Origin of the sequence: Nonomuraea turkmeniaca, from assembly GCF_005889735.1 — a bacterium.
Classification (GTDB): Bacteria; Actinomycetota; Actinomycetes; order Streptosporangiales; family Streptosporangiaceae; genus Nonomuraea; species Nonomuraea turkmeniaca.
The window spans coordinates 36,294-60,506 of the sequence record NZ_VCKY01000032.1 but is presented as its reverse complement, the minus strand read 5'-3'; the positions used below and the strand labels follow the sequence as shown (position 1 = coordinate 60,506).

22 protein-coding genes, 1 tRNA gene and 4 pseudogenes are annotated in these 24,213 nt (G+C 69.4%); 11 read left to right on the top strand and 16 right to left on the bottom strand.

The window, feature by feature from the left end:
• The 3 genes and pseudogenes from ETD86_RS55025 to ETD86_RS55020 form a co-directional block, all read left to right on the top strand.
• Nucleotides 1-255: pseudogene (locus ETD86_RS55025) on the top strand (AAA family ATPase); the annotation flags it as partial.
• Nucleotides 252-1,376, top strand: a complete 1,125-nt coding sequence (locus tag ETD86_RS12510; protein WP_138666296.1) for a vWA domain-containing protein — start codon at nt 252-254, stop codon at nt 1,374-1,376. The pseudogene ETD86_RS55025 and the gene ETD86_RS12510, both read left to right, overlap by 4 nt.
• Before the next feature lie 6 nt (nt 1,377-1,382).
• Nucleotides 1,383-2,045: a hypothetical protein gene (locus ETD86_RS55020; RefSeq protein ID WP_170223043.1), complete on the top strand. Its 663-nt coding sequence runs from the start codon at nt 1,383-1,385 to the stop codon at nt 2,043-2,045.
• Between the two features lie 42 nt (nt 2,046-2,087).
• On the opposite strand, the gene ETD86_RS12500 is transcribed toward ETD86_RS55020, so the two are convergent.
• Both ETD86_RS12500 and ETD86_RS12495 read right to left on the bottom strand, forming a co-directional pair.
• Nucleotides 2,088-2,324 carry an IclR family transcriptional regulator gene (locus ETD86_RS12500; RefSeq protein ID WP_138666295.1) on the bottom strand — a complete coding sequence of 79 codons (237 nt, stop codon included), beginning with the start codon at nt 2,322-2,324 and terminating at the stop codon, nt 2,088-2,090.
• On the bottom strand, nt 2,324-2,548 hold the full coding sequence (locus ETD86_RS12495) for a DUF6158 family protein (protein WP_138666294.1): 225 nt from the start codon (nt 2,546-2,548) through the stop codon (nt 2,324-2,326). The genes ETD86_RS12500 and ETD86_RS12495 overlap by 1 nt, the downstream gene beginning before the upstream one ends.
• A 96-nt stretch (nt 2,549-2,644) precedes the next feature.
• Here ETD86_RS12495 and ETD86_RS12490 point away from each other — a divergent pair, with 96 nt between their 5' ends.
• From ETD86_RS12490 to ETD86_RS12475, 4 genes and pseudogenes are all read left to right on the top strand, one after another.
• A complete protein-coding gene (locus ETD86_RS12490) occupies nt 2,645-3,574 on the top strand; it encodes a LysR family transcriptional regulator (RefSeq protein WP_138666293.1) in 930 nt (309 codons plus the stop codon).
• 83 nt (nt 3,575-3,657) lie between these two features.
• The gene (locus ETD86_RS12485) at nt 3,658-5,115 is read left to right on the top strand and encodes a S1 family peptidase (protein WP_138666292.1); all 1,458 of its coding nucleotides are present in this window, start codon (nt 3,658-3,660) and stop codon (nt 5,113-5,115) included.
• A gap of 239 nt (nt 5,116-5,354) precedes the next feature.
• Nucleotides 5,355-5,428: transfer RNA gene (locus tag ETD86_RS12480), tRNA-Ile, on the top strand.
• Nucleotides 5,429-5,888: 460 nt separating this feature from the next.
• A pseudogene (locus ETD86_RS12475) lies at nt 5,889-6,255 on the top strand (transposase); the annotation flags it as partial.
• 80 nt (nt 6,256-6,335) lie between these two features.
• Here the strand turns inward: ETD86_RS12475 and ETD86_RS12470 are convergent.
• The 8 genes from ETD86_RS12470 to ETD86_RS12435 form a co-directional block, all read right to left on the bottom strand.
• Nucleotides 6,336-7,574 (bottom strand): iron-containing alcohol dehydrogenase, encoded by a 1,239-nt coding sequence (locus ETD86_RS12470; RefSeq protein ID WP_138666290.1) that lies wholly within the window; start codon nt 7,572-7,574, stop codon nt 6,336-6,338.
• A 50-nt stretch (nt 7,575-7,624) separates the two neighbouring features.
• Nucleotides 7,625-8,065, bottom strand: a complete 441-nt coding sequence (locus tag ETD86_RS12465; protein ID WP_138666289.1) for an Ldh family oxidoreductase — start codon at nt 8,063-8,065, stop codon at nt 7,625-7,627.
• Entirely contained in the window at nt 8,062-9,522 is a 1,461-nt protein-coding gene (locus tag ETD86_RS12460; RefSeq protein ID WP_138666300.1) for an NAD-dependent succinate-semialdehyde dehydrogenase, read from the bottom strand. Before ETD86_RS12460 ends, ETD86_RS12465 begins: the two co-directional genes overlap by 4 nt.
• Before the next feature lie 275 nt (nt 9,523-9,797).
• Nucleotides 9,798-10,874 (bottom strand): ABC transporter ATP-binding protein, encoded by a 1,077-nt coding sequence (locus ETD86_RS12455; RefSeq protein ID WP_138666288.1) that lies wholly within the window; start codon nt 10,872-10,874, stop codon nt 9,798-9,800.
• Nucleotides 10,874-11,941, bottom strand: coding sequence for an ABC transporter ATP-binding protein (locus tag ETD86_RS12450; protein WP_138666287.1), 1,068 nt, complete (start codon nt 11,939-11,941; stop codon nt 10,874-10,876). The genes ETD86_RS12455 and ETD86_RS12450 overlap by 1 nt, the downstream gene beginning before the upstream one ends.
• The gene (locus ETD86_RS12445) at nt 11,941-12,852 is read right to left on the bottom strand and encodes a carbohydrate ABC transporter permease (protein WP_138666286.1); all 912 of its coding nucleotides are present in this window, start codon (nt 12,850-12,852) and stop codon (nt 11,941-11,943) included. The genes ETD86_RS12450 and ETD86_RS12445 overlap by 1 nt, the downstream gene beginning before the upstream one ends.
• Complete coding sequence (locus ETD86_RS12440) at nt 12,852-13,802, bottom strand: carbohydrate ABC transporter permease (protein WP_138666285.1); 951 nt, start codon at nt 13,800-13,802, stop codon at nt 12,852-12,854. The genes ETD86_RS12445 and ETD86_RS12440 overlap by 1 nt, the downstream gene beginning before the upstream one ends.
• Nucleotides 13,799-15,148, bottom strand: a complete 1,350-nt coding sequence (locus tag ETD86_RS12435; RefSeq protein WP_211370001.1) for an extracellular solute-binding protein — start codon at nt 15,146-15,148, stop codon at nt 13,799-13,801. The genes ETD86_RS12440 and ETD86_RS12435 overlap by 4 nt, the downstream gene beginning before the upstream one ends.
• Nucleotides 15,149-15,608: 460 nt before the next feature.
• Between ETD86_RS12435 and ETD86_RS12430 the strand changes: the two genes are divergently transcribed.
• The 3 genes from ETD86_RS12430 (at nt 15,609) to ETD86_RS12420 (ending at nt 17,850) form a co-directional block, all read left to right on the top strand.
• Nucleotides 15,609-16,352 (top strand): GntR family transcriptional regulator, encoded by a 744-nt coding sequence (locus ETD86_RS12430; protein ID WP_138666283.1) that lies wholly within the window; start codon nt 15,609-15,611, stop codon nt 16,350-16,352.
• Between the two features lie 87 nt (nt 16,353-16,439).
• Nucleotides 16,440-17,009 carry a DJ-1/PfpI family protein gene (locus ETD86_RS12425; protein WP_138666282.1) on the top strand — a complete coding sequence of 190 codons (570 nt, stop codon included), beginning with the start codon at nt 16,440-16,442 and terminating at the stop codon, nt 17,007-17,009.
• Between the two features lie 19 nt (nt 17,010-17,028).
• The gene (locus ETD86_RS12420; RefSeq protein WP_138666281.1) at nt 17,029-17,850 is read left to right on the top strand and encodes an alpha/beta fold hydrolase; all 822 of its coding nucleotides are present in this window, start codon (nt 17,029-17,031) and stop codon (nt 17,848-17,850) included.
• Between the two features lie 56 nt (nt 17,851-17,906).
• On the opposite strand, the gene ETD86_RS12415 is transcribed toward ETD86_RS12420, so the two are convergent.
• The 6 genes and pseudogenes from ETD86_RS12415 to ETD86_RS12390 form a co-directional block, all read right to left on the bottom strand.
• Entirely contained in the window at nt 17,907-18,212 is a 306-nt protein-coding gene (locus ETD86_RS12415) for a hypothetical protein (RefSeq protein WP_138666280.1), read from the bottom strand.
• A gap of 201 nt (nt 18,213-18,413) precedes the next feature.
• Nucleotides 18,414-18,704: a hypothetical protein gene (locus ETD86_RS12410; protein ID WP_138666279.1), complete on the bottom strand. Its 291-nt coding sequence runs from the start codon at nt 18,702-18,704 to the stop codon at nt 18,414-18,416.
• A 7-nt stretch (nt 18,705-18,711) separates the two neighbouring features.
• Nucleotides 18,712-19,863, bottom strand: a complete 1,152-nt coding sequence (locus ETD86_RS12405; RefSeq protein WP_138666278.1) for an inositol-3-phosphate synthase — start codon at nt 19,861-19,863, stop codon at nt 18,712-18,714.
• A gap of 55 nt (nt 19,864-19,918) precedes the next feature.
• A pseudogene (locus ETD86_RS12400) lies at nt 19,919-20,686 on the bottom strand (sugar phosphate isomerase/epimerase family protein); the annotation flags it as partial.
• Nucleotides 20,687-20,688: 2 nt separating this feature from the next.
• Nucleotides 20,689-20,868 (bottom strand): annotated as a pseudogene (locus ETD86_RS12395) (ATP-binding cassette domain-containing protein); the annotation flags it as partial.
• Nucleotides 20,869-21,256: 388 nt separating this feature from the next.
• Complete coding sequence (locus tag ETD86_RS12390) at nt 21,257-22,579, bottom strand: ROK family transcriptional regulator (protein ID WP_246147872.1); 1,323 nt, start codon at nt 22,577-22,579, stop codon at nt 21,257-21,259.
• Between the two features lie 241 nt (nt 22,580-22,820).
• Here ETD86_RS12390 and ETD86_RS12385 point away from each other — a divergent pair, with 241 nt between their 5' ends.
• On the top strand, nt 22,821-24,101 hold the full coding sequence (locus tag ETD86_RS12385; protein ID WP_138666277.1) for an ROK family transcriptional regulator: 1,281 nt from the start codon (nt 22,821-22,823) through the stop codon (nt 24,099-24,101).
• Nucleotides 24,102-24,213: the final 112 nt, after the last annotated feature.

The following is a 24,213-nucleotide window of genomic DNA, read 5'->3' as shown; positions in this document are numbered from 1 at the left end:
GCCGCACCCCTGCCGGACCGGGTGGATCGCCTGCATGCCGTCCTCGGATCGGTGGTGGCGCACGTGACGGCGGACGGCGGCGTGGACGCCTGGCAACGCGCATGGACGCTGATCGCCCGCGTGGCCGCCCGGACCCCCGACGTGGCGGCCGGCGCGGCCCGCTCCCTCGCCACCCGCCGGCCGAACGGCGCCACCCTGCCCGCCACGATCCTGGAGCTGGCCCCGATCCTCCGCTCCGCCGGCCTCCTGCCATGACCGGCCCCGGCCAGGACACCACCATGGAGCGGTTCGCGGCCGCCCGGTTGTGGGCGGCGGGGCGGGTGCCGTACCTGGCCTCGGCGCTCTTCGCGCTCACCCCGCTCGTCCACGACACCGCCCCACCCCGCCTGCCGGCCGACGAGCACTGGAACGTGCACCTGAACCCCGGCATGGTACGCGACACCCCCGTGCCCGAGCTCGGCTGGTGGCTGATCCACCAAGTAGGGCACCTGCTCAGGGGGCATCACGCCCGCGCGGAGCCGTACCGGGATCCGGAGCATCGGCTGCGCTGGGACCGCGCCGCCGACGCGGAGATCAACGACGACCTCGGCGACGGCCCCGCCGAGGCGATCTCGCCCGAGACGCTGGGCCTGCCCGACGGCCTGCTGGCCGAGCGGTACGCGGAGCTGCTCGACCTCATCGACGTCCCGCCCCACCTTGCGGCGTGCGGCCGGGCGCCGTTCACCGGCCCGAGCACGATGACGGCCCTGGAACGCGAGCTGCTCACCCGCGCCGTCGCCGCCGAGATCGAGGCGCGGGGAACCGCCCCGGGGGGCTGGCGCCGCTGGGCCGAGGCGACGCTGCGACCGGAGGTGGACTGGCGTACCCGGCTGGCGGTGCTGATCAGGAGGGGCCTGGCGCAGGCGGCGGGCCGGGTGGACTACAGCTACCTGCGCCCGTCCAGACGAGCGGCCGCCGTGCCGTCGATCGTCCTGCCCGCTCTGGTACGCCCGGTGCCGCGCGTGGCCGTCGTGATCGACACCTCCGGGAGCATCGCCCGCACCGCCCTCGATCGGGCCCTGGCCGAACTGGACGGCGTGCTGCGGGCGGCCGGGCACCGCCGGATCGAGGCGATCTGCTGCGACGCGCGGGCGTACCCGGTCCAGCGGGTCCGCCGCGCGGCCCAGGTCGACCTGGTCGGAGGCGGCGGCACGGACCTGCGTCCGGGCTTGGCGGCCGCGGCCGGCGCCGACCTGGTGATCGTGTTCACCGACGGGGACACGCCATGGCCGGAGCGCAGTCCCCGGCCGCATGCCGTGGTGGTCTGCCTGTTCGGCGACCGCGGATCGGCACCGCCGTGGGCGAGCACGGTCCGCGTACCGACTGATGAGAGGTGAGATGGGGTGGAGTGGGAGGGTTTCACGCAGGGTGAGATGCGGCGGTGGCGGGCGGCCGGGTTCGATCCCGGCGAGGCGGGCGCCTGGCGCGAGGCCGGTGTGACGTCGCCCGCCGACGCGCGACTCTGGCAGACCGCCGCCGCCACTCCCGGGACGGTCATCGCCTGGCAGCGGGCCGGCATGACGCCCGCCGAGGCGGTGCGCTGGCACGAGCTGGGCGTCGCCCCGCACGACGCGGCCCGCAGGCACCTGGCCGGCGAGCGGCCGCGCCGCGTCCCATGGCTGGCCCGGCTCGTCGTGCCCCGGCCCGCCGAGTCCCCCGCCTGCGCGGCGGTGTTGCGGCGGTTGTTGCGGGCAGGCGTACCGGCCGACGTGGCGCGCGCCTACGCCGACGCCGGCTGGGACGGCGGCGAAGCCGAGGACTGGGCGCGGCGGCGGGTGGACCAGGGGGACGCGCGGGTGTTCCGGGCGTTGGGGTTCACGGCGGCCGAGGCGGCGCGGACCGGCCTGAGCGCCGTCCAGGTCATGGCCGCCTGGTGGGGAGCCGTGCCGGTGGAGGAGGTGGCGACCTGGTGCGCGGCGGGGTTCGCGCCCGGGGAGGCGGCCGCGCAACGGGCGGCGGGCGTCACGGCGGCGCAGGCGAGCGTGATCCGCGCGCTGTCCCGTTAGGGGTCAGTACTCGACCTCGAACGTATGCGGCCCCGTTAGGGGTCAGTACTCGACCTCGAACGTATGCGGCCCCAGCCCGTAGCCCTCGCCCTTGGGCACCACGTACCCGTGCTCGACCAGCCGCGCCAGGCACGCGCGCACCTCCTCCTCGGGCAGCCCGGACGCCCGGACCAGCCCGTCCAGGTCCGCGCGGCCCTTCTCGACCGCCTGCGACGCGACGGCCTCGTACACGTGGATGTCGACGTCCGACAACGCCTGCACATCGTGACCTTCGGACATCAGCGTTGCCTCGCCCCCTCCCTCAGCCTCAAGGGGTCGACCTCACGATCCGGGACGCGACGGAGGTATTCGGACTCGAGCTCATTCGTCCGTGACGTGTGCATGGCCAGGGCGTCGTCGGAGCCGTGGAAGAAGGTGTCGCTCCTGGTGGCGTGCAGCTGGCGCAACTCGCGGACCAGGTCCTCGTCGCTGAGCTGGGCGGGGTCTATTCCCATCGTCGTCATGGTTTCCCCTCTACCCCAGAGTCCCCCGACAATATCTGTCACATTTCCTGACATATAGGGATTGCCTATAAGATGTCCCGGCTTTACCTTCCCGTTATGGACCTCGAGCTCAGGCACCTCAGAATCGTCCGCGCGGTCGCGGACGCGGGAAGTGTGAGCAAGGCCGCGTCCCTACTCGGGCTGGCACAACCGGCCCTGACCGCCCAGCTCAAACGCATCGAGAGAGTGCTCGGCGGCACCCTCTTCGAACGCGACCGCCACGGCGCCAGGCCCACCCGCCTCGGCGAACTCGTGCTCGCCAGGGCACGGGTACTCCTCCCCGCTGCCAAAGAACTGCAGGAGGAAGCCGTACGATTCGCCCACGCCTCTCCCAGCTTCCGCATCGGCGCCACGAACGGGCCGATACTCGGCGGCCTGGTCGACCGGCTCGCCGCGGAGCGCCAGGTCAGCACGTACACGTCCTGGTCGGCCCACGAGCTGACCGGCATGGTCGAGCTCGGCCGCCTCGATTACGTGCTGACGGGCGCCTGCGGCGACTCCGGCACCCCCACCGGCACGCTCGTGTGGGAGACCATCAGCCTCGACCCCGTGTTCTGCCTGGTCGCCGAGGCTCATCCCGTCGCCAGGGAGAAAGAGGTGGAGCTGGCCGGCCTCGCCCGCGAACAGTGGGCGGTGACACCCGGCGACGGCTGCTTCGCGGACTGCTTCGCGATGGCGTGCGCCCGGGCCGGGTTCACGCCCGGCACGATCTACGAGACGGACGTTTCGACGTGCACGCACCTCGCGCAGGTCGGCCGCGCCGTGGTGCTCTGCCAGGCCACCCACCAGGCCGCCCAGGGGCTCGTCATGGTCCCGCTCGCGGGCGCGCCGCTGCGCTGGCGGCAACTCCTCGGCCGCCACCCCACCACACCCGACGCCACCTGGGTGGTGGCACAGGCCAAGGAGGCCCACAAGGACGTCGTCCGCCGGAGCCCGGTCTACCAGGATTGGCTGGTACGAAATCCGGGGTACGGCACCGCGCCATAACACGGCGATAGGAGCAAAGTAGTACTCCTCCACTCCAGGGTCCGCCGTTACCGTGACGGCACCCCCCAGCAGAGGAGACCACCATGCTCCGAACTCCAGCGCTGATCGCGATCGCGATCGGCGCGTTAGTCGTGACGGCCACCCCCGCCGTCTCCGCCCCCGTTTCCACCGCCGGAAAACCACCCTCCGGCGTCGTGGACGCCCTGCAACGCGACCTCGGTATCACCGAGGACCAGGCCGTCAACCGCCTGGCGAACGAGGCCCGCGGCAACTCCGTCGCACCCGGCCTGCGCAAGAAGCTCGGCGACCGTTACGCCGGCACCTGGTACGAGGGCGCAGAGAGCACCTTCGTCGTGGCCACCGTCGACCCGGCCGACGCCGGCGAGATCACCCGGGCGGGCGCCGTGGCCCGCATCGTGCCCCGGACCTTGGCGCAGCTGACCACCGTGAAGACCGGCCTGGACCGGACCGCACCGCCCGCCGCCGTACACAGCTGGGCCATCTCCCCCCAGGACAACTCGGTCATCGTGGCCGCGAGCGACGCCGCGGCGGCACAATCCTGGATCACCGCCAGCGGCGTGGACGCCGCGGCCGTCAAGGTCGAGCAGTCGGCCGAGCGCCCGCGCCTGTTCTACGACATCCGGGGCGGGGACGCGTACTACACCTCGGAGGGCTACCGCTGCTCGGTCGGCTTCGCCGCCAGGCGCGGCACCCAGCTCGGCTTCACCACCGCCGGCCACTGCGGCGCCACGGGCGTGACCACGACCGGTTACAACCGGGTGGCGCAGGGCACGTTCCAGATCTCCTCCTTCCCCGGCAACGACTACGCGTGGGTCGCCACCAACTCCCAGTGGACCGCCCCTGGCGTCGTGAACGGCTACAGCGCCGGAATCCTCCCGGTACGCGGCGCCACCGTCACCCAGCCGCAGGGCTCGGTCTGCCGCTCCGGCTCGACCACGCAGTGGCGCTGCGGCACGGTCACCGCCCTCAACGCCACCGTCAACTACCCGGAGGGCACCGTGACCGGCCTGACGCGAACCACGGTGTGCGCCGAGGGCGGCGACTCGGGCGGCTCGTTCATCTCGGGCGACCAGGCCCAGGGCATGACCTCGGGCGGCTCCGGCAACTGCACCGTGGGCGGGACCACGTACTTCCAGCCCGTGGGCGAGATCCTCTCCGCGGGCGGCCTGACCCTGGTCACCGCCGGCGGCACCGACCCACCGCCGACCGGCTGCCAGAGCTACGAGGAGACGTACAACGGGTCGCTGACCTCGAACGCGAGCGCGTACCAGCCGAACGGCTCCTACTACCAGGCAACGGTGTCCGGCAACCACGCCGCCTGCCTCGACGGCCCGAACGGTGCGGACTTCGACGTGTACCTCCAGAAGTGGAATGGCTCATCCTGGTCCGTGGTGGCCCAGGGCGACAGCCCGAACCCCGACGAGACGATCAGCTACAACGGCACCGCCGGTTACTACCGGTATCGCGTGCACGCCTACAGCGGGTCGGGCGCATACACGCTGGGCCTGAACCGCCCATGACGGCCACTGACTAGCCCGTCAACCGAGGCCGGGACGCTGACCACGTCCCGGTCTCGCCACAGCCTGGATACGATCGACTCAGGGGTCCACCAACGTCGCCGCGCATGGAATGATGTCCGCGGAGCCTTGTCTCCCGTCCGGCCGGGCACCACAACCGGATCCGATGCTCTAGCCTTAGCCATGCGCGGGGCTCAGCATGATCCGCTCGGCCTGCGCGGCACGTCACACAATTGAATCCAGGGGCGGTAGCTCAGCCGGTCAGAGCATCGGACTCATAATCCGTGGGTCGTGGGTTCAAGTCCCACCCGCCCTACTCACCAACTCACCAACACCGCGTTCGACCTGGGGTTTCTCGGTTCTCGTCAGCCTCTTGGCTCGCTGTTGATCACGTTTGATTACTCGGTGGTTGCTCTTGTGTACGGACTGTGTACGGTGGTAGATCATTTAGGCCGCCATTGTCAGTTCAGACCCCGGTGACGACCATCAGAAGATCAAGCCAGAAGGTGTGCGCAGTGTCCCCGGTCAGAGATGGGCTGATGAGCGGTCAAGCCTTGTTCAAGCCGCCTCGTTGTGCTCACCAGGCGTTTCTGACCAGCAGATAAAAGATCCGCTGCTTCTCGCAGCGATCCTCTCGGCCCCTTAATTGCAGCACGGGCTGAGGATTGATCGACTGCATCACCTGCATGACAGCGCTGAGAACAAAGACGCAGGCCCGCCGAAGGATCGGCGGGCCTGCTGGGTTCGGTGGTTCAGGGGGCGGGGTCTCCGGTGTGGTGTTGGAGCGGGTCCGGATCATCCGGCGTGGCCTGGGCCGTCCGCGCACACGCCCCTCACACGTGCTGGCCGACAAGGCCTACTCCTCCCGCGGCAACCGCGCCTACCTGCGGCGGCGCGGCATCAAGACGGTCATCCCGGTCAAGAAGGATCAGGAGGCCAACCGCCGCAAGCGGGGCCGCAAGGGTGGACGGCCGCCCGCCTTCGACGCCGAGCGCTACCGCGACAGGAACACCGCCGAACGGTGCGTGAACAAGCTCAGGGTTACCGGGCGGTGGCCTCACGAACCGACAAACGCCATGTCATCTACGAAGGCACCCCGATGTCGCCTCGATCAGGATCTGGCTCCGAGACCCCGTCAAATGATCCACAGGACACGCCCTAAGGCGTAGCCGACAATTGCGATACCCAGGGGGCAGCGAACTCGTCGTCATCTGAAAGGCCCGTCACTGTCTCTGCTCCGGCGTCAGGACGTGTCGGGTCCGGTCCCCGAGCCAGGCCGCTTCGAGGATCGCGGTCAGGCTGGCGGTGTCGGTCGGGCCTGGATGGTTCTGGATCAAGCGGGTGACGCCACCGGCCATCTCCGCGAAGCGCGGGAGGTCGGCGCGTGCCACGCCGATGTCCGCCAAGGTGGTAGGGATGCCGATGTCGGCAAGGAGCCCATCGAGCCAGGTGAGGAACGTATCTGCGGCCTCGGCATCCGAGGCGTCGGTCACGTCGAGCCCGCACACCCCGGCGAGGATGGCCAACCGGTCGCCGATGGCATCCCTGGCCGCGTCCAGCGCGTAGGGCAGCAGCAGCCCGACGCCCAGGCCGTGCGGTGTGTGGGTGGCTGCGCCGATGGGGTACTGGAGAGCGTGCGGAGCCGCGTTGCCTGCGTGGGAAAATGCGAGCCCGGCTAGCATGGACCCATAGGACATGTCCGCGCGCGCGTCCTTGTCGCCTCCGTCCCTGACGACATGGGGCAAGCTGCGGGCGATCCGCTCCGCGGCCAGGAGCGCGTAGTGATCGGTGATCGGGTTGCGGCCGAGGAAGACCTGCTCCACCGGGTCGCGCGGTCCGTGGGCCCGGGGTCGCGCGGTGTAGCTCTCCACCGCGTGACAAAACGCGTCGATGCCGGAGTGGGCAGTGACGGTCGCAGGGCAGGTGTAGGTGAGCTCGGGGTCGACGATGGCGAAGTCGGGCACGATGTGGACGCTGGAGACCCCCACCTTCAGCTCGCGGTCCGGGTCGGTCAACACCGAGACGGGCGTGAGCTCGGAGCCGGTGCCTGACGTCGTCGGGACCGCGACGAGAGGCATCGTCGGCCCCGGCACCTTCGACTCCCCGTAGAAGTCGCGCGGCGTCCCACCGTGGCACCGGATGACGCCGACGATTTTGGCGAGGTCGATCACCGTGCCACCCCCGATGGCGAGGATTGCGTCGGCGTCCACCTCCGCGGCGACCGAGACGGCCAGGGCGACATCGGTGAGTGGCACGTCCGGAGTCGCGTCGGCGAACACCCCGACGACTTCGACCCTCTCCCGCACGGCGGCCACGATCTCGGCCACGCCCGGCTGCCCCAGAAGAACCCGGTCGGTCACGACGAGGACTCGCGAGCCACACTCGGCCACCACTCGTGGGATGTTCTGCGCGACCCCTTCGCCCACTATCAGCTGGCGTGGTCCGCGGACGGTCTCAAGCATGTCAGTGCCTCTCTGGAACGTCGGCGGTGATTGCTGGGCGGGCGTCCAGGTCACCTGCGAGACCGGGACGGCGTCGGCAAGGTTGGCTGCCGGGTGGCGCAGGCGCGCGCGCCGGGCTCCCAGACTCGGTCGTGCCCGGGCGCCCTCGGGTCCATCGCGATGAAGACGTCGCCCTTGGTGGGCTGGTCAGTCGGGTCGAGGGTCCCGCGGACATCGTCGCCAAGGGCGGTACGAGTCAAGGTCGCGACCAGCACCTCGATCATGAGCCCGAGGGCGTAGCCTTTGGGACCGCCGAAAGGGCTGATCGCCCCATCCACCGCCGCGGCCGCGTCTGTGGCGCGCACACCGGCGGAGTCGACGGCGTCCCCTGGTGCCAGCGGATCCGGGCCGACCGTGGCCCGGGTCCCGCCCCACGGGTGGAGGCCGGTCAGGTCATGTGCGCACAGGGCGCGGTGATCCTCGGCGGGCACCCGGAGCAGCAGGCCGGTCACGGTAGGTCGATCGCCGCGTAGGTGACGTCGAGGTACTCAAGGATGCCCTCGTGCGACCCCTCCTTGCCGATCCCGGACTGCTTCACGCCTCCGAACGGAGCTGACGGGTCCGAGATCAGACCACGGTTGATGCCGAGCATCCCCGTCTCTAGCCCCTCGGCGAACCGGAGCGCCCGCTGGAGGTCACGGGTGAAGACGTATCCGGCCAGGCCGTGCTCGGTGTCGTTGGCCTTCGCCATCACCTCGTCGTCGGACGTGAACGAGATGATCGGGGCCACCGGGCCGAAGATTTCCGCCTCCAGCATCCGCGCGTCTTCGGGCACGTCGACGAGGACCGTAGGCGGGTAGAAGTGGCCCGGCCCATCCGGACGCTCGCCGCCCACCAAGACACGGGCTCCGCGATTGACCGCGTCGGCGACGAGCTCGTCGATCTTGGTGACCGAGGCCTCGTCGATCAACGCCCCGACGTCCACGCCGTCGTCGAGACCATGGCCCACCGAGAGCGCGCCCATTCGCTTGGCGAAGCGCGCCGTGAACTCTTCGCGCACCGGCTCCTCGACGTAGATTCGGTTGGCCGCGATGCAGGACTCCCCGATGTTGCGCATCTTGGCCACCATGGCACCGTCGAGCGCGACGTCCAGGTCCGCGTCGGCACACACGATCAAGGCCGCGTTGCCGCCCAGTTCCATGGAGGTGCGCAGCACGTTGTCCGCCGCCTGTCGTAGCAGCACGCGCCCGACCTCGGTCGACCCGGTGAACGAAAGCTTGCGGGTCCGACGGTCGGCCAGCAGTGCTGAGACCACCTCGCCGGCACGCTTGGTTGTCACGACGTTGACGACGCCCGGGGGAACGCCGACCTCCTCCATGATGCGGGCCAGGAACAGCATGGTGAGTGGCGTCTGGGCTGCTGGCTTGGTGATCGTCGTGCAGCCCGCCGCCAGCGCAGGAGCGATCTTGCGGGCACCCATGGCCAACGGAAAGTTCCAGGGCGTCACGAAGACGCACGGTCCGACCGGCCTCGGCACGGTGAGGATGCGATATCCACCAGCGGGAGCGGTGTTGTAGCGCCCCTCGACGCGAACCGCCTCCTCGGCGAACCAACGGAAGAACTCGGCGCCGTAGGCCACCTCTCCCCGAGCCTCCGCGAGCGGCTTGCCCATTTCGAGCGTTATCAGCCGGGCGACCTCCTCGGACCGCTCGGTCAGTGCCCGGTACGTCGCGGTCAACAACTCTGACCGTTTTCGCGGCGGGGTCGCCGCCCACTCCGCCATTGCCTTGCTCGCCACGTCCAGAGCGGCGAGCCCGTCAACGACGTCGGCGTCCGCCACCTCGGCGATGGTCTTGCCGGTGGCCGGGTCCTCGACGACAAAGGTGGCTCCGCTGGCGGCGTCGCGCCAGGCGTCGCCAATCCGGAGCCGCCGGTGCTCGGGGACCAGGACGTTCATCGGGTCACTCATGGCGTCGCCTCCTGTGATGTTCTTGGTGATGTCCAGCGTGACCTCAGCGATCGCGCCACGCGCGTTGACGAACGGGTCACACGACCTCGTCGGGGCCGAGGTTGCCGAGCGGGTCAATGTGGCCTTGGCCCTGGCTGCAGGGCGACGCCCCGCGCCACCGATCGCCTTCTCGGGCCAGGGCTGCTTCAGCGTCGTCAGGCCGTGCTCACCGGTGACGGTCCGCCGAGGCTCGATTGCCACGTGCCGGCGCATATTGACGTCGCCGCCCCGCGCGATTACCTCCCGGCCTCGGACAGCGCCAGCCCGGTGCGCGCATCGAACACGTGCGCACGGTCCAGGTCGACCGTGACAAGCAGCCGCTCGCCCGGCGTACCGCTAACGGTGGTTCGTGCCTTGACCTTGAGGATCTCTGTCCCCACTCGGACGTCGACCACCGTTCGGTCACCGAGCGGCTCAAGGCCGTAGAGCTCACCCGACAACGACGCGTCCCCACGCTGCTCGACGGACAGGTCCTCCGCGCGCAGGCCCAGCAGCAGCGGACGACCGTCCTCAGCCGTGGTCCAGTGGGGCCGCGGCAGCGTCCAGCCTTCCGCCCCGACCAGACGGTCTCCCTCGGCGTGGCAGGCGAGCAGGCTGATCGGCGGGCTCCCGACGAATCCCGCGACCCACTGGTTGGCTGGACGCTCGTACACCTCGGTCGGCGTTCCGACCTGTTGCACCTTCCCCTCCTTGAGTACCGCGACCTGGTCGGCCATGGACAGGGCCTCGACCTGGTCATTGGTCACGTAGACGAAGGTTGCTCCGAGGCTCCGGTGGATGCGGGTGAGCTCGGTGCGCATCTCGACGCGGAGCTTGAGGTCGAGGTTCGTCAGCGGCTCGTCCATGAGAAACGCGCGTGGGCGACGGACCAGTGCCCGGGCCAGGGCGACACGCTGCATCTCACCGCCCGACAACTGCGCCGGACGACGCTGCAGCAGACGTTCGATGTGCAGCAGGCTCGACATCTGCTCGACGGCAGCGGCGATCTCGCTCGGAGAACAGCGGCGTGCCCGCAGCGGCGAAGCGATGTTCTCGTACGCCGTGTGTCGCGGGTAGAGGGCGTAGCTCTGGAAAACCATGGCCAGGTCGCGTGCGGCCGGAGTGTCACCGGTCGCGTCCCTCCCGTCCAGATGCACCGACCCGGCGTCAAGCTTCTCAAGGCCGGCGATCGCTCGCAGGGTCGTCGTCTTGCCTGCCCCGGAGGGCCCGAGCACGACGAAGAACGAGCCGTCCGGCACGTCCAGCGTCACCCCGTCCAGGGCCTGGACTTTGCCGAAGGACTTGCGCAGCCCGTGCACCGCCACGGTTCCCATCAGGCCACCAGCTCTTCCGTGCTCGCGTCGTAGACCGGCGGGGGCCCGCCGGTGTGCCGCAGCCCGACCGGTGCGTCAGCAGCGAAACGGACAGTCGGTGGCATCCGAACCCGTACGTCGCGCTGGCCGCCGTGGTCGACCACGTAGATGATTTCGTCGCCCAGCCACTCCGCCGAGACCACGCGGGCCGGGACCGAACGTTCCGCCCCTGGTTCTGTGACTTCCAGCGCCTCCGGCCGGACGCCTGCGACCAGGCAACGGTCGCGCGGCAGGCTTGGCGGTGGCGTGAGGACCAGTCCGCTCTTACTGCGCAGCTTCCCATCGGCCACCTCCACCTCAATCAGGTTCATCGGCGGGGAGCCGATGAACGCGGCGCAGAAAAGACTCGCCGGACGTTCGTAGACTTCCAGCGGCGTGCCGATCTGCTCGACGCGGCCCTTGTTGAGGATGGCGATTCTGTGACCGAGCGACATCGCCTCGACTTGGTCGTGGGTGACGTAGACCATCGTCGTCCCCAGTTCCCCCTGCAGGTGCTTGATCTCCGTGCGCATGTCCGCCCTCAGCTCCGCGTCCAGATTGGTGAGAGGTTCGTCCATGAGGAATGCGCGCGGTCGTCGCACCAGGGCGCGAGCGAGCGCGACGCGCTGCTGCTCCCCGCCGGACAGCCGGTGCGGCCGCCGGTCCAGGAGCGGACCGAGCCGCATCAGCCGGGCGGCCTCGTCGACCCGCTCGCGCACCTCCGCCTTGGGCAGTCCCTCGGCCCGCAGTGGAAACGCCAGGTTGTCGCGGGTTCTCAGATGCGGGTAGAGAGCGTAGAACTGGAACACCATGGCGATGTCGCGCTCGGCCGGCGGCAGGTCGTTGACCAGCGTGTTGCCGATGCGGATGTCGCCCGTCGTCTGCCTCTCCAGGCCGGCTATGGCCCGCAGCGTGGTCGTCTTGCCGCAACCCGAAGGGCCGAGCATCACGAACAGCTCGCCGTCGCCGATGGACAGGTCCACGTGATCAACTGCGACCGTCCCGTCCGGGTAGCGCTTGTGCAGGGCGGTGACCTCGATGCCCGCCATCAGCGTCGCACCGCCCCGAGCGTCACACCGGCGATGAGGTGCTTGCGCACCAGGTAGGCGAAGACGAGCACCGGTAGGGCGAACACCACGGAGGCGGCGGCCACGAGACCCCAGTCCACAGTGGTTCCACCGATGAGGCCAGCGATGGCGGGTGGGGCCGTCCGCACGTCGTCGCTGGAGGTGAGGAAAATGGCGAACACGAACTCGTTCCACGAGAAGATGAGTGCGAAGACCGCCGTCGCGGCGATGCCGGGCAGGAGCAGGGGAAGGGTGAATCGCCAGAACGCCTGCAAGCGGGTGTAGCCGTCGAGCATGGCGGCATCCTCGTACTCTGCGGGCACCTCGTCGACGAACCCCTTCATCATCCAGATCGTGAACGGGACGTTGAACGCGGCGTAGATGAGGATCAGGCCGAGCTTGCTGTCGATGAGTCCGACTTGGCGGTACATGAGGAAGATCGGGATCACGACCACCACAGGCGGCATGAAGCGGGTGGACAGGATGAAGAACAACTGGTCCTTCTTGGCCTTCACGCCGAAGCGTGAGTAGGCCCAGGCCGCCGGGACCCCCAGCACGGTGGCCAGCACCGTGGAGACCCCGGCGACCACGACGGAGTTGAGGAACGAGACGGACAAGGCCGAGCGACCGCCGCCGGAGGCGACGAACACGTCCTTGAAGTGGTCCATAGTGACCTTGAAGTCGAAGAACTTGGCCGGGATGGCGTAGACGTCCCGGTTCTCCTTGATGGACGTCTCGATCATCCACAGCGCCGGAAAGAGCATCACGACGGCCAGCACCGTCAGCAGCGCGACCTCCAGCACGGAGCGGCCCCGGCCGCCAAGGCGGCGCGCGGGTCGCGTGTGATCCCGGACAGGACCTGTCGGCACGACCTCGTCGACGGAGACGGCCATCAGTCCTCCTTGAGCTTGTTGAGGTAGCGCAGGTAGAGCTGCGTGAGGACGATGACGACGAGGACCATGAGGATCCCGTACGCCGAGGCGGTTCCGGTGTTGAAGCCCAGGAACGCGACCTTGTAGACGTGGAACGACAACGTCTCGGTGGAGACCCCCGGACCTCCGCTGGTGAGGATGTAGACGAGGTCGAACAGCCGGAAGGCCTCGATGGCCCTGAACAACACGGCGATGAGGAGCAGCGGCCACACCAGCGGAAGAGTGATGGTGCGGAACCGGAACCACTCGGACGCCCGGTCGATCGAGGCGGCCTCGTACAAGTACTTGGGGACCGCGGTAAGGCCGGCAAGTGCGATGAGCATGATGAACGGCGTCCATTGCCAGGTGTCGACCACGATCAGGGAAATCAATGCCGTCTGCTGCCGGGTGAGCCACTCCACCTGGCCCAGGCCGAGCGAGCCGAGCATGCTGTTGATCACGCCGAATTGCGCATCGAGCATGAATCGCCAGAACAGCCCGACCACGACCGGCGACAGCATCATCGGAACCAGGAACAGAGTGGTCAGCAGTCCTCGCCCGTGCGTGCGCCGTGAGATCAGGTAGGCGATGGCGAAACCGAGCACGGTCTGCAGGGTGACCGCGCCGACCACGTAGATCAACGTCGTCAAGGCCCTCAGGTGGACCTGCGCCGAGGTCAGGATGGCGGTGTAGTTCTCGAACCAGACGAACTGGGCGGGCCCCCCGCGAGTGGCCGAGTAGTCGGTGAAAGACAGGTACAACGCCCACAGCAACGGAAACACCGACATTGCGAGCAACAGCAGCAACGCGGGGGAGATGAAGCCCACGGCGAGCCAGCGGTCGCTCAGGCGGCGGGACCGACCCGGTGCAGGCGGCGTCGCGGACGCCACCTGCCCGGGGTGGTCGGTCGTCAGAGGGACGAGGTCACTCACAGTCCGCCGCCGCCCTTGCGGTTGCTGGCGTTGAGCACGGCCTGCTGCTCCTTGGCGATGTCGTCGAGCGCGTCCTTCGGCGTCTTCGCGCCGTTGAGAGCCGCGTTCACGTTGGTGTTCTCAATGTCGACGAGGCGCGCGTACTCGGGCACATTCCACATGTCCCGCATCCGCGGAACCGAGTCGGTGTACACCTGGTTGAACGGCTGGGCATTGAGGAACTCGGGCGACTCCAGGGCGTCCGTACGCGAGGGCACGCCACCGGCCGCGGCCCACTTCTTCTGGATGTCAGCCTGCTCGAACCACTTCATGAAGTTCAGGGCCTCCGCCTGCTTCGCCTCGGGCGAGTAGGCCGACACGTGCATCCCCATGCCGCCGAGAGGCACCAGGTTCGTCTTCTGGCTCGGCAGGGTGGCGAAACCCAGCTTCTCGAGAATCTGCTCCCGCGTGGCGCCGAGCGTCGACTGCTTCGGGTCGAGCAGGCCGCCGCTCGCGGCGATCCAGTTGAACGCGATGCAGGCCTTGCCCTGGGCGACCGCCGCGTTCACCTCGTCGATGAACCAGTTGCCGGAGCCCTTGGCGGTCAGCGGCTTCATCTTGTTGACCAGGACGTCCATCGCCTGCTGGCCGGCAGCGTCGTTGAGTACGCCCTCGATCTTGCGCTTCTTGGAGTCCCAGAGGTTGCCGCCGTAGACGCCGTTCACCGTGTTGTAGGTGACGGCCGCGGCGTCGGAGCCGTTGGCCTGGTGGAAAGCCAGCCCGCTGACGCCAGGGTTGTCCGCCTGGCACTTCTCGGCGACTGAGATCATCTCGTCCCAGGTCTGCGGTGGTTTGTCGCCGATCAGGTCCTTGCGGTAGATCATCGTCCAGGTGTCGCCGAGCAGCGGCAGTCCGTACAGGCTGGCGTTCTCGTCGCGCTTCCCGGTCTCCGCCTGGGGGAACTGGCCGTAGGCCGCCAGGAGGTACGGGTTGTAGGCCTTGACGTCGATGTTCTTCTTGACGAAGTCGGTGATGTCGAGGATGTTGCCGTTCGTCACGGCCTCGCCGATGTGCTGCGAGTCCAGGATCGGGATGTCGAAGTCGGTCTTGTGCGCGGCGAACTGGGTGAACATCGCGTCGTGCCAGTTCGCGTTCGGCACGGTGTTGACCTTGATGGTCACGTTCGGCCGCTGCTTGGTGTACTCCGCGTTCGCGAAGGCTTCCAGGGCGTGGGCGGGGGGCCAGTCGAACCAGATGAAGCTGAGGGTCAGCGGGTCCTTGGTGAGCTCCGGGATGGTCGCCGGCGCCTTGGGGGCGCTGCCGTCCTGGCCGCCGCCGCAAGCCGCCACGGCCGTGGCCACTAACATGGCCGCCGTCGCCAGCCGCACCTTTCGACCGGGAACGGACAGTCGTCCTCTTCGCTGTGGATACCGCATCTTCTTGCCTGCTTTCTGGTGGGGACCTCTGGAGCCTTGCTGCGTGCTTCGCCGAGCAGTTGCTGGGTTGTTCAGGCGTGTTGCCGGCTGTCGCAGGGGCTGACCCGCAGACCGGCGTCACGGGTACCCCGCGACGTGATGGGACTTCGAGCAGTCGAGAGGTCCTTAGGTCCTTGCGCGGCCCGGTGGCGAATCGAGTAGGACGTCGAGCATGCTCATGGGAGCTCCAACTGATCGAAGCGGAGCGATGGCGGGCGGTTCCCCGATGGGTGAAGGATGGCCGGCATCCGTCACCTTTCCTATACGATCCGAGTGGGAGCGTCAACATCCCGCAGTGTTGCGACCGATGTCAACAGGTTCCTGAAAACGTAAGAAAGGACCTCACGTCACGATGGACGACGAAGCGATGATCGCGCGGCGCCGTGGGGCCATGACGGGCGGAACGCCGCCGGGAAGATCTCGCGGCCGGCTTGCCGACGAGGTGTACGACACGCTGCTCGGACAGCTCATGTCGCTACGGATCGAGCCTGGCTCCCGCGTCACGATCGACGTCCTGGCGCGAGAGCTGGGGGTCTCGCAGACGCCGATCCGAGACGCTCTGAACCGCATGGAGGCCGAGGGCCTGGTCGTGCGGGTGCCCCATGCCGGCTATCGCATTCCCCCTCAGATCACCCGTCACCGATTCGAGGACATGCTCGAGCTCCGCCTGCTCCTCGAGCCGGCAGCGGCGCGCAGATCCGCAGAACGCGCATCGTTGAAGCAGGTGGCCGGTCTGCGACGAATGCTGGGGGAGATGGCGGAGCTGGAGGGGGGCGACGGGCTCATGGCCTATGGCGCCTTCGGGCTGCGCGACGCCGCTTTTCACGATCTCGTCGCCCTGAGCGCGGAGAACCAGGTCATCCGCGAAGCGCTCGCTCGCCTGCACACCCACGTGCACCTGTTCCGGCTCGCCCACGACACCCAGGTCACCCACTTGGCCATGGCCGAGCACGAAGAAGTGCTGGCCGCGATCGCCGCGCGCGACCCCGACGCCGCCGCCTACGCCATGCGTCGGCACATCCTGCTGTCCGGCGAGCGGTTCCGACGATTGTTCGACGAGGCCAAGGACGCGGACGCAATGGCGGTAGAGGCTTGACGGGCGGGCTGGGCCGAGGAATGCTAACTCAATCCGATCGGATCGGATTGGATCCACCTCACCCGCCCCAGATGCGAGGAGAAGCAGGTGCCCAGAGCGCTGCTCCTGACCGGCGACGCCGCCGAAGAGCTCGACACCATGTATCCCTACTATCGCGTGCAGGAGGGCGGCTGGGACGTTGACGTCTCGTCACGGACAATGCGTGACGTTCAGCTGGTCATCCACGAGTTCGACCCCAACTCCGACGCCTATGTGGAGAAGAACGGCCGAAAGTTGCCGGTCGACGTGCCCTGGGCCGAGGTCGACGTCGAGCGCTATGACGCCCTCATCATCCCTGGGGGACGTGCCCCCGAGTGGATCCGGGTCGACGCCGACGTCAGGCGCATCACCGAGCACTTCTTCGCGCGCAACCTCCCGATCGCGCTGGTGTGCCACGGCGCGCAGGTGCCAGCTGTGTACGGGCTGCTGAAGGGTCGAAAGACGGCGTGCTTCCCCCCCATCACCGGTGACATGGAGAACGCGGGCGCGACGGTCATCGACGCTCCCGACGTCGTGGACGGCAACCTCGTCTCCTGCCGGGGGTGGCCCGACATGCCGCAATTCGGCAGGGCGATGATGGAGGTCTTCTCGAAGTCCATCAACTCCGCATCGGCATGAGCACACCTGGCCTGTCCCGGTGACGGCACTTCGGACCGTCACAGTCGACGGCTCCCCCGTCCACGTCCTGGAGAGCGGCACCGGGCCCGCGGTCCTGATGCTGCACGGCTCCGGACCCGGTACGACCGGATCCGGAGCCTGGGCAACGACGGCACAGGCGCTGGGCACGTCCTGGCACCTGGTGGCTCCTGACCAGGCGGGGTTCGGCCGTACACCGATCCCAGCCGGCTCCAGGGGTGGGCTCCGGCTGTGGACGGAGCAGGCCGCGGGCCTGATGGATGCTCTCGGTGTCGAGCACTACGCCGTGGTGGGCCACTCCATGGGCGGTGCCGTGGCGCTGGCGTTGGCGGCCGCGCGTCCCCAGCAGGTCACCCGTGTCGTGGCGGTCTCGACGATGGGCGCCCCTGGGGCGCCGCTGTCCGCCGAGCTCGACGCGGTCTGGGCCGCCCCCGCCGACCCGCTCGGGGCACGAGACATGTTGAGTCGCCTCGTCCTCGACCAAGCGCTCGTGACCGAGTCGGCCGTCGCTGCCCGTGCAGCCGCGATGCGAGCGGGGGCGGCCGCATTCGCGTCGTTGTTCCCTCCACCCAGGGCACGTTGGGCCGACGACCTCACCCTCTCGGCGCAAACGCTGGCAGGGGTCCGCGCACCCGTGCTGCTCGTCCACGGCGCCGAGGACCGAGTCACCCCGCTCGGGACGGCAGCCCTGCCCCTGCTCGAACACCTGGCCGATGTCCGTCTGTACGTGCTCGGCCGATGCGGGCACGTGCCGGCGCTCGAACACCCGCACGACTTCAGGCGACTCCTGTCGTGCTTCCTCGGCCGGGAACGAGGTCCCTAATTGCTGCGACAGGTCCGCAGCCCGTGCTCAAACCACGGACTTCCCATCCGTAGGTTTCAGGTTCGAGCCCTGGGCGCACTACTGCCCGCGTAGGTGCTCAACGCGGTACCCGCGCCGCGATAGGCCTTACCCAGCTTGGCCCGCTCACCTGGCAGCGTCTGCAGCGCCTCGGCGTACTTGACCGCGTAATCGCCGCGCATGTTCAACGCCGAACTGTTGCCCGACACCCCGTTCAGCCGGGCCGTGTTGTCCTCGGCCGGCTTCGCCTGCTCCAACAGACGCGTCGCCAGCGCCCGCACCTGGACCGGATCCCCCGGAGCAGGATCGCCCGCCAGCCCGAGAGTCTCCCAACCACCCGGCATGTGATCACCCGCCTGCACAACCCCTGATGAGGTTCCGCGGAAATGTACGCAACCGGCCAAGCCCGCATCGACCCCGCCGGCGCCGACTTCTTCGCCGACATCCTCGACCGCGCCCTCACCGAACTCGGCCACCGCGGCACGGGCGGGCACTCCCGCTGAGCGACCAACGGCGCTCCTGCTCACAACGTCCGGCAGCCCGACTCAGGCAACGCCCCCGGTGAGGTCGGCCAGCCCTGGGAAGCTGGTGATGATGGCCGCGTCCGGATGCTGGGTGAAGGCCTCGCTGGTGGCCTCGGCGAGTTGGTCGGCGACGCGGCAGGCCGCGAATACCAGGAACAGATTCCCGGCGGCCACGCCTGGGCCTACGGCGGTCTCGCGATCAAGCCTTGAGAACGGCGCCCCGCCGATGGCCGCCCCGGCGATCACGTCGCCGGGTACCGACAGCGCGGCCGGTGCCCGGACCAGCTCGATCAGATCGCGGAGCGCCGTCACCGTGTCGTCACCGCCCCTCCCCCGACGAGCCGAGCGCGTCGACCGCGGCCCGCAACGCCTGCCACTGCTCCGCCAGCCCGTGCGGCACTTCTCCGAGGGGGTCCTTGAAGAAGAAGGCCAGTTCGGTGAGCGGGCCCGTGCGCCCGGCTCGGTGAGCGGCCGCGGTCAGCCGCGCCAGATCCAGGACCAGCGGCGCGGCCAGCGCCGAGTCGCAGCCGTGCCAGGTGAACTCCATGCGCATGCGGATTCCGAGGAAGCCTTCGAAGGAGATCAGGTCCCAGGCGGTCTTGAAGTCGTCGAGGTCCTCGACGAAATCGATCCGGGTGTCGCCCTGCGGGACGTAGCCGAGCGTCTCGGCGAGCACACGCTGTTTGCTGGCGGACTTGGCCGCGTTGGCCGCCGGCTCGGCCAGGTTCGCGCCGTCGCCGCCGCCCAGCAGGTTGATCCCGGACCAGGTGCGCACCTTCAGGTTGCGCAGGGCGAACATCGGAGCGAGCACCGACTTGACCAGCGTCTCACCGGTCTTGCCGTCGTGGCCCGCGTACGGGAGCCGCTCCTTTCTGGCCAGGGTGTCGAGGGCGGGCAGGCGGGCGCCGGTGGAGGGCGTGAAGTCGACGTACGGGCAGCCGGCTCGCAGGGCGGCGTAGGCGGCCAGGGCGCTGGGCGGCAGGACGGGCTCCGGGCCGTGCAGCGCGGCCCGCAGCGCGTCGAGATCGGTGTGGGCGGGATGCGGTCGCGGCGCGGGTTCGGTGCTCGACACGTTGATCACGACGACGCGGTCCAGCTGGTGCCGCCGGCGGAAGCGGTCCAGGTCGGCGCCGATGGCGTCCGCGACCTCGGCCTGGGTGTCGCGGACCGGCAGGGGCCGTACGTCCTGCTCGACCCCGGACAGCGCGTCCCGCACGGCCCCGGCCAGCCGGGCAGGAACGATTCCCGCCTCGGCCAGCGCGGCGGCCTTCTTGTCCAGGGGGATCGAGGAGATGTCGTGGCCGCCGAAGACCAGCTCCCCTATGCCGGGGAGGGCGTCGCTGTGCAGTCCGGGCGTCTCCAGGACGCATCCGGTCGAATCGGCCAGGCCCGCCCGCACCGCCAGCGCCCCGAGCACGCTGGTGACGGCGACCGATCCTCGTGCTCCGATCAGCCATACTCCGGTTGTCATCTGTCTCCTCTCGCTATCGTTCGCCGGGACGATGGGATGCCCCCGGCATGAGCTGTTACTCAGAGGAGAAAGCGGCGTCGAAGGCCGCGGCCGGTGGGGTGATGGCGTTGAGGGAACGGATGTAGGCAAGGGATTCCGGCGCGCCGTGCAGCCGGTCCATGCCCGCGTCCTCCCACTCGATGGAGATCGGGCCGTCGTAGCCGATGTGGTTGAGCGCACGGAAGCACGCCTCCCACGGCACGTCGCCCCGGCCGGTGGACACGAAGTCCCAGCCGCGCCGGGGGTCGGCCCAGGCCAGGTGGGAGGACAGGCGGCCGCGCCGTCCGTCGCGGGTGGCCACGCGCGCGTCCTTGCAGTCCACGTGGTAGATCCGGTCGGCGAAGTCGAGGATGAAGTTCGCCGGGTCCAGGTCCTGCCACACCATGTGCGAGGGATCCCAGTTCAGGCCGAATGCCGGCCGGTGCCCGATGGCCTCCAGCGTCCGCACGGTGGTGTGGTAGTCGTAGGCGATCTCGCTGGGGTGCACCTCGTGGGCGAAGCGCACCCCGACCTCGTCGAAGACGTCGAGGATCGGATTCCACCGGTCGGCGAAGTCGGCGTACCCCGCCTCGATCATCGACGGGGGCACCGGCGGGAACATCGCCAGCGTGTGCCAGATCGACGAGCCGGTGAAGCCGACGACGGTCGTGACGCCGAGCGCGGCCGCCGCGCGGGCGGTGTTCTTGATCTCTTCGGCTGCGCGCCGCCGTACGCCTTCGGGCTCGCCGTCGCCCCAGATGCGGGCGGGCAGGATGCCCTTGTGGCGCTCGTCGATGGGGTGGTCGCTGAGCCGTCCAGCAGGACCTCGCCCTCGTCGGGCTCGTGGGCACCGGAAAGGATCTTGATGAGCGTGGACTTCCCGGCGCCGTTCTGGCCGAGCAGGCAGTGCACCTCTCCGGCCCTGACCTCGAGGTCCACACCGTCCAGAGCGCGCACGCCGGGGAACTGTTCGACGATTCCTCGCATCACCAGCAGAGATGACGCGTCGGACGGTGACCGCGACACAGGGGGCCTCCCTCGGTTCGGTGTGGCCGTGCCCGCCTGATGGCCCCGCCCGCCTGACGGCGCCGGTTGGCACCGCCGCGACGGCACCGAGGTCGGCGTGAACGGTGCCGGTGCGGCTCCGGATGACCGATCAGGCGGGCGGGACGTTCTGGGTGGGAAAAGGGCACGGGAAAAGGGGCACGGGGACTTCCCGTCCGCCTGACCGCGTGCCCCATGACCGCGGCACGCGGGATGGGCGGGAGGTGCCGAGGCGGCGCGGAGCAGGACGGTCAGGCGGACGGGAGGTTCAGGGAGCAGGCGGGTAGATCGGACCGCGTGGCGGACACGCCGGTCAGGGTGGGTGTGGCGATCAGGCCATGGGGGTTCCCTCGATAACCCCGATGGTGGGAGGCATTCGGATCGAGATGCTTGTGGGGTCGGACAGCGCTCGTTCGACGACGACTCCGGCCGCTCCGCGTGAGGCGGCGCCGAAACCGAGGTCGGAGGCGACGAACCGGCAGCGTTCGACGGCGTTGCTCATGCCCAGGCGTGCCAACGCCTGGTGGGCCGCGGGGATGAGCAGGTCGGCGAGCCGCGCGAAGTACCCGCCCAGCACGATCACCCGTGGGTTGAAGAGGTTGACCAGCATGGCCGCCCCGATGCCGAGCCACCGGCCCACCTCCGCGACGGCGGCGTCGACGCGAGGGTCTCCTTGGGCTCGTCGCTGCTCGATCTCGGCCAGCCGCTCCTCCGGGTCGCGGACGAGTTGCGGGCCGGCACCGTACGCGCGGTCAGGTGTGGCCATGCGGACCAGCGCGGCCAGCCCGACCTTGGTCTCCCAGCAGCCGACCCGGCCGCAGCGGCACGGCTCGCCGGAGGGATCGATCATGACGTGGCCGACCTCCCCCGCGAATCCGTCCGCTCCGCTCAGCAGGCGGCCGCCGGAGATGACGCCGCCGCCGACGCCGACCTCGCCTGTGAGGTAGACCAGGTCGGAGGTGCCGGCCGCGACGCCCGAGGTGTACTCGGCCAGGGCGGCGAGGTTGGCGTCGTTGTCCACCGTGACGGGGATGTCTCCGGCGATATTCGCCTGGGACAGCCACTCCGCCACCGCCACCCCGCGCCAGCCGAGGTTCGGGGCGACGACGACGATGCCGGTGGTGGTGTCGATCAGGCCGGGGACGGCCACGATGATCCCGGCCGGCGTGACCCCGAGCCGGTCCAGGTCGGCGACGATCCTCTCGGCCATGCGGGCCAGCTCGCTCAGTGAGCGTTCCGGGCCGGAGCCCATGGCGTCGAAACCGATGCGCCTGTCGATGATCACTCTGCCGGCCAGGTCGGTGGCGATCGCGGCGATGTAGTCGACGTTGACTTCCATGCCGAGGGCGCCGACCTGGGAGCCGTCCAGGCCGAGTGCGACACCCGGGCGGCCGACGGAGCCCGCGTGCTGCGGCCCCATCTCCTTGACCAGTCCGCGCGCCTGTAACTCGCTCACCAAACTCGTGACGGTGGCCTTGTTCAACCCGGTCGCGGCGGCGACGGCCGACCGCGTGCACGGGCCGCGCGCGCTGACGTGACGGAGCACGAGGGCGAGGTTGGAACGGCGCACGGTGGCCTGATCCGCGGGAACTCCCGCGGATCCGCCGCGACCCATCGAGTCGGTCGTGTGGCCGTCGGGCCGGCTGTGGTCCACGCTCCTCCTCGATTAGTTCGGATGGCTAGCCGAATTAAAAGCACGAGTTCCTGCGAGCACAAGTATTAAATCGTTCGTAACTTGCATAACGTTCCGATAACCGAGCGAGAAAAGTGGCTGAAGTGCACGGAAGTGAGCGATGCCAACTCGTTACGGATTTGAGGGGTGCGTGGTCTGACATCGCCGTGTTACAACCCTGATTAATTGATCTCAGAGACAAACAAAGGGGCAGGTGGTGCTGGTGACGTACAGGGCGTCCCGCTCCCGCGCCCCGGGCGGCACCGCGCCGACGGGTTCCGCCACGCTGCGCCGGGCGAACCTCTCGGTGGTGCTGCGCGAGCTGCGCGACCACAGATCCCTGTCCCGTGCCGAGATCGCGCAGGCGACCGGGCTGCACCGGGCCACCGTCTCCAACCTCATGGCAGAGCTCCTGGAACGGCGGCTGGTGCGGGAGGTCGGTGTCGAGCACGTGGGCGCGATCGGGCGTCCCAGACGGGCGGTGGCGCTGCACGGCGCGCACGTCGGCGCCCTGGGCATGGAGATCAACGTCGACTACATCGCGGTCCACGGCACCGACCTGAGCGGCCGGAGCCTGGTCGAGCGCCGGGTGGTCCACGACGCGATGGGCAGCGGCCCGGACAGCGCCGTGCGCCGGCTCGGGCTCGTGGCCAAGGAGGCCGTGGAGGCGATGCGGCGGGCCGGAGCGGTGCCGACCGGCATCGCGGTGGCCGTCCCCGGACTCGTGGACGTGACACGCGGCGTCGTGACACTCGCACCGAACCTCCACTGGCGCGACCTGCCCTTGGCCGAGCGGCTGGGCGCCGTACTCGGCCGGGCGCGCGTGCCGGTATGGGTGGACAACGATGCGAACCTCGCCGCCCTGGCCGAATACACCTCCGGCGTCGCCGCCGGCACGCCCCACCTGGTCTATCTCACCGGAGAGGTGGGCGTCGGCGGCGGCATCATCTCCGGCGGCGAACTGCTGCGCGGAGCGGACGGATTCTCCGGCGAGGTCGGACATCTGCGGGTCGACCCGAACGGCGACCAGTGCGGCTGTGGCCGCATCGGCTGCTGGGAGACCAAGGTCGGCCTGGCCGCACTCGTCCGCGCGGCCATGCCCGAGCAGGCGTACGGGTTGCCCGGCATGCCGGGTCCCGATCCCGGCGAACGGGTGGCCGACATCGCCAGGGGCCTGGCCTCGGGAGACCGGCGGATGATGATGGCGGTGGCACAGGTCGGCGAGTGGCTCGGGCTCGGCGGCTCGATCCTGGCCAACCTGTTCAACCCGCGAGTGATCGTCATCGGCGGCTACTTCGCCTCACTGGCCCAGTGGCTGCTACCGCACGCGCAAGATCAGCTGCAACGGCTCGTGGTGGCCGCTCCCGCCGCCCCGTGCCGATTCGTCGCCTCCACGCTCGGCTTCGGCGCCGCCTCCCGCGGCGCCGCGAGCATGGTGGTGAACCACCTCATCGACGACCCGACGACGATCACGGACTCGCTCCCCAGGCCGGCACCTCACTGACGGCCCCACAGACCTGGAGACGGCACCCTCCAGCAACCCGCAACATCCGCTACCACCAAAGTGGCAACAAGCGCGGCGGCGCGCGCCTGACGTCCCCCCGGTCAGGAAGGGT

What these genes read in the sequence shown, in the direction of transcription:
- ETD86_RS12415 (WP_138666280.1), bottom strand. Translation starts at nt 18,212, where the DNA reads ATGCCGGGTGGTTGGGAGACTCTCGGGCTGGCGGGCGATCCTGCTCCG.
- ETD86_RS12500 (WP_138666295.1), bottom strand. Translation starts at nt 2,324, where the DNA reads ATGTCCGAAGGTCACGATGTGCAGGCGTTGTCGGACGTCGACATCCAC.
- ETD86_RS12490 (WP_138666293.1), top strand. Translation starts at nt 2,645, where the DNA reads ATGGACCTCGAGCTCAGGCACCTCAGAATCGTCCGCGCGGTCGCGGAC.
- ETD86_RS12470 (WP_138666290.1), bottom strand. Translation starts at nt 7,574, where the DNA reads ATGCTTGAGACCGTCCGCGGACCACGCCAGCTGATAGTGGGCGAAGGG.
- ETD86_RS12405 (WP_138666278.1), bottom strand. Translation starts at nt 19,863, where the DNA reads ATGACAACCGGAGTATGGCTGATCGGAGCACGAGGATCGGTCGCCGTC.
- ETD86_RS12435 (WP_211370001.1), bottom strand. Translation starts at nt 15,148, where the DNA reads ATGTTAGTGGCCACGGCCGTGGCGGCTTGCGGCGGCGGCCAGGACGGC.
- ETD86_RS12455 (WP_138666288.1), bottom strand. Translation starts at nt 10,874, where the DNA reads ATGGGAACCGTGGCGGTGCACGGGCTGCGCAAGTCCTTCGGCAAAGTC.
- ETD86_RS12510 (WP_138666296.1), top strand. Translation starts at nt 252, where the DNA reads ATGACCGGCCCCGGCCAGGACACCACCATGGAGCGGTTCGCGGCCGCC.
- ETD86_RS12430 (WP_138666283.1), top strand. Translation starts at nt 15,609, where the DNA reads ATGGACGACGAAGCGATGATCGCGCGGCGCCGTGGGGCCATGACGGGC.
- ETD86_RS12495 (WP_138666294.1), bottom strand. Translation starts at nt 2,548, where the DNA reads ATGACGACGATGGGAATAGACCCCGCCCAGCTCAGCGACGAGGACCTG.
- ETD86_RS12450 (WP_138666287.1), bottom strand. Translation starts at nt 11,941, where the DNA reads ATGGCGGGCATCGAGGTCACCGCCCTGCACAAGCGCTACCCGGACGGG.
- ETD86_RS12485 (WP_138666292.1), top strand. Translation starts at nt 3,658, where the DNA reads ATGCTCCGAACTCCAGCGCTGATCGCGATCGCGATCGGCGCGTTAGTC.
- ETD86_RS12460 (WP_138666300.1), bottom strand. Translation starts at nt 9,522, where the DNA reads ATGAGTGACCCGATGAACGTCCTGGTCCCCGAGCACCGGCGGCTCCGG.
- ETD86_RS12445 (WP_138666286.1), bottom strand. Translation starts at nt 12,852, where the DNA reads ATGGCCGTCTCCGTCGACGAGGTCGTGCCGACAGGTCCTGTCCGGGAT.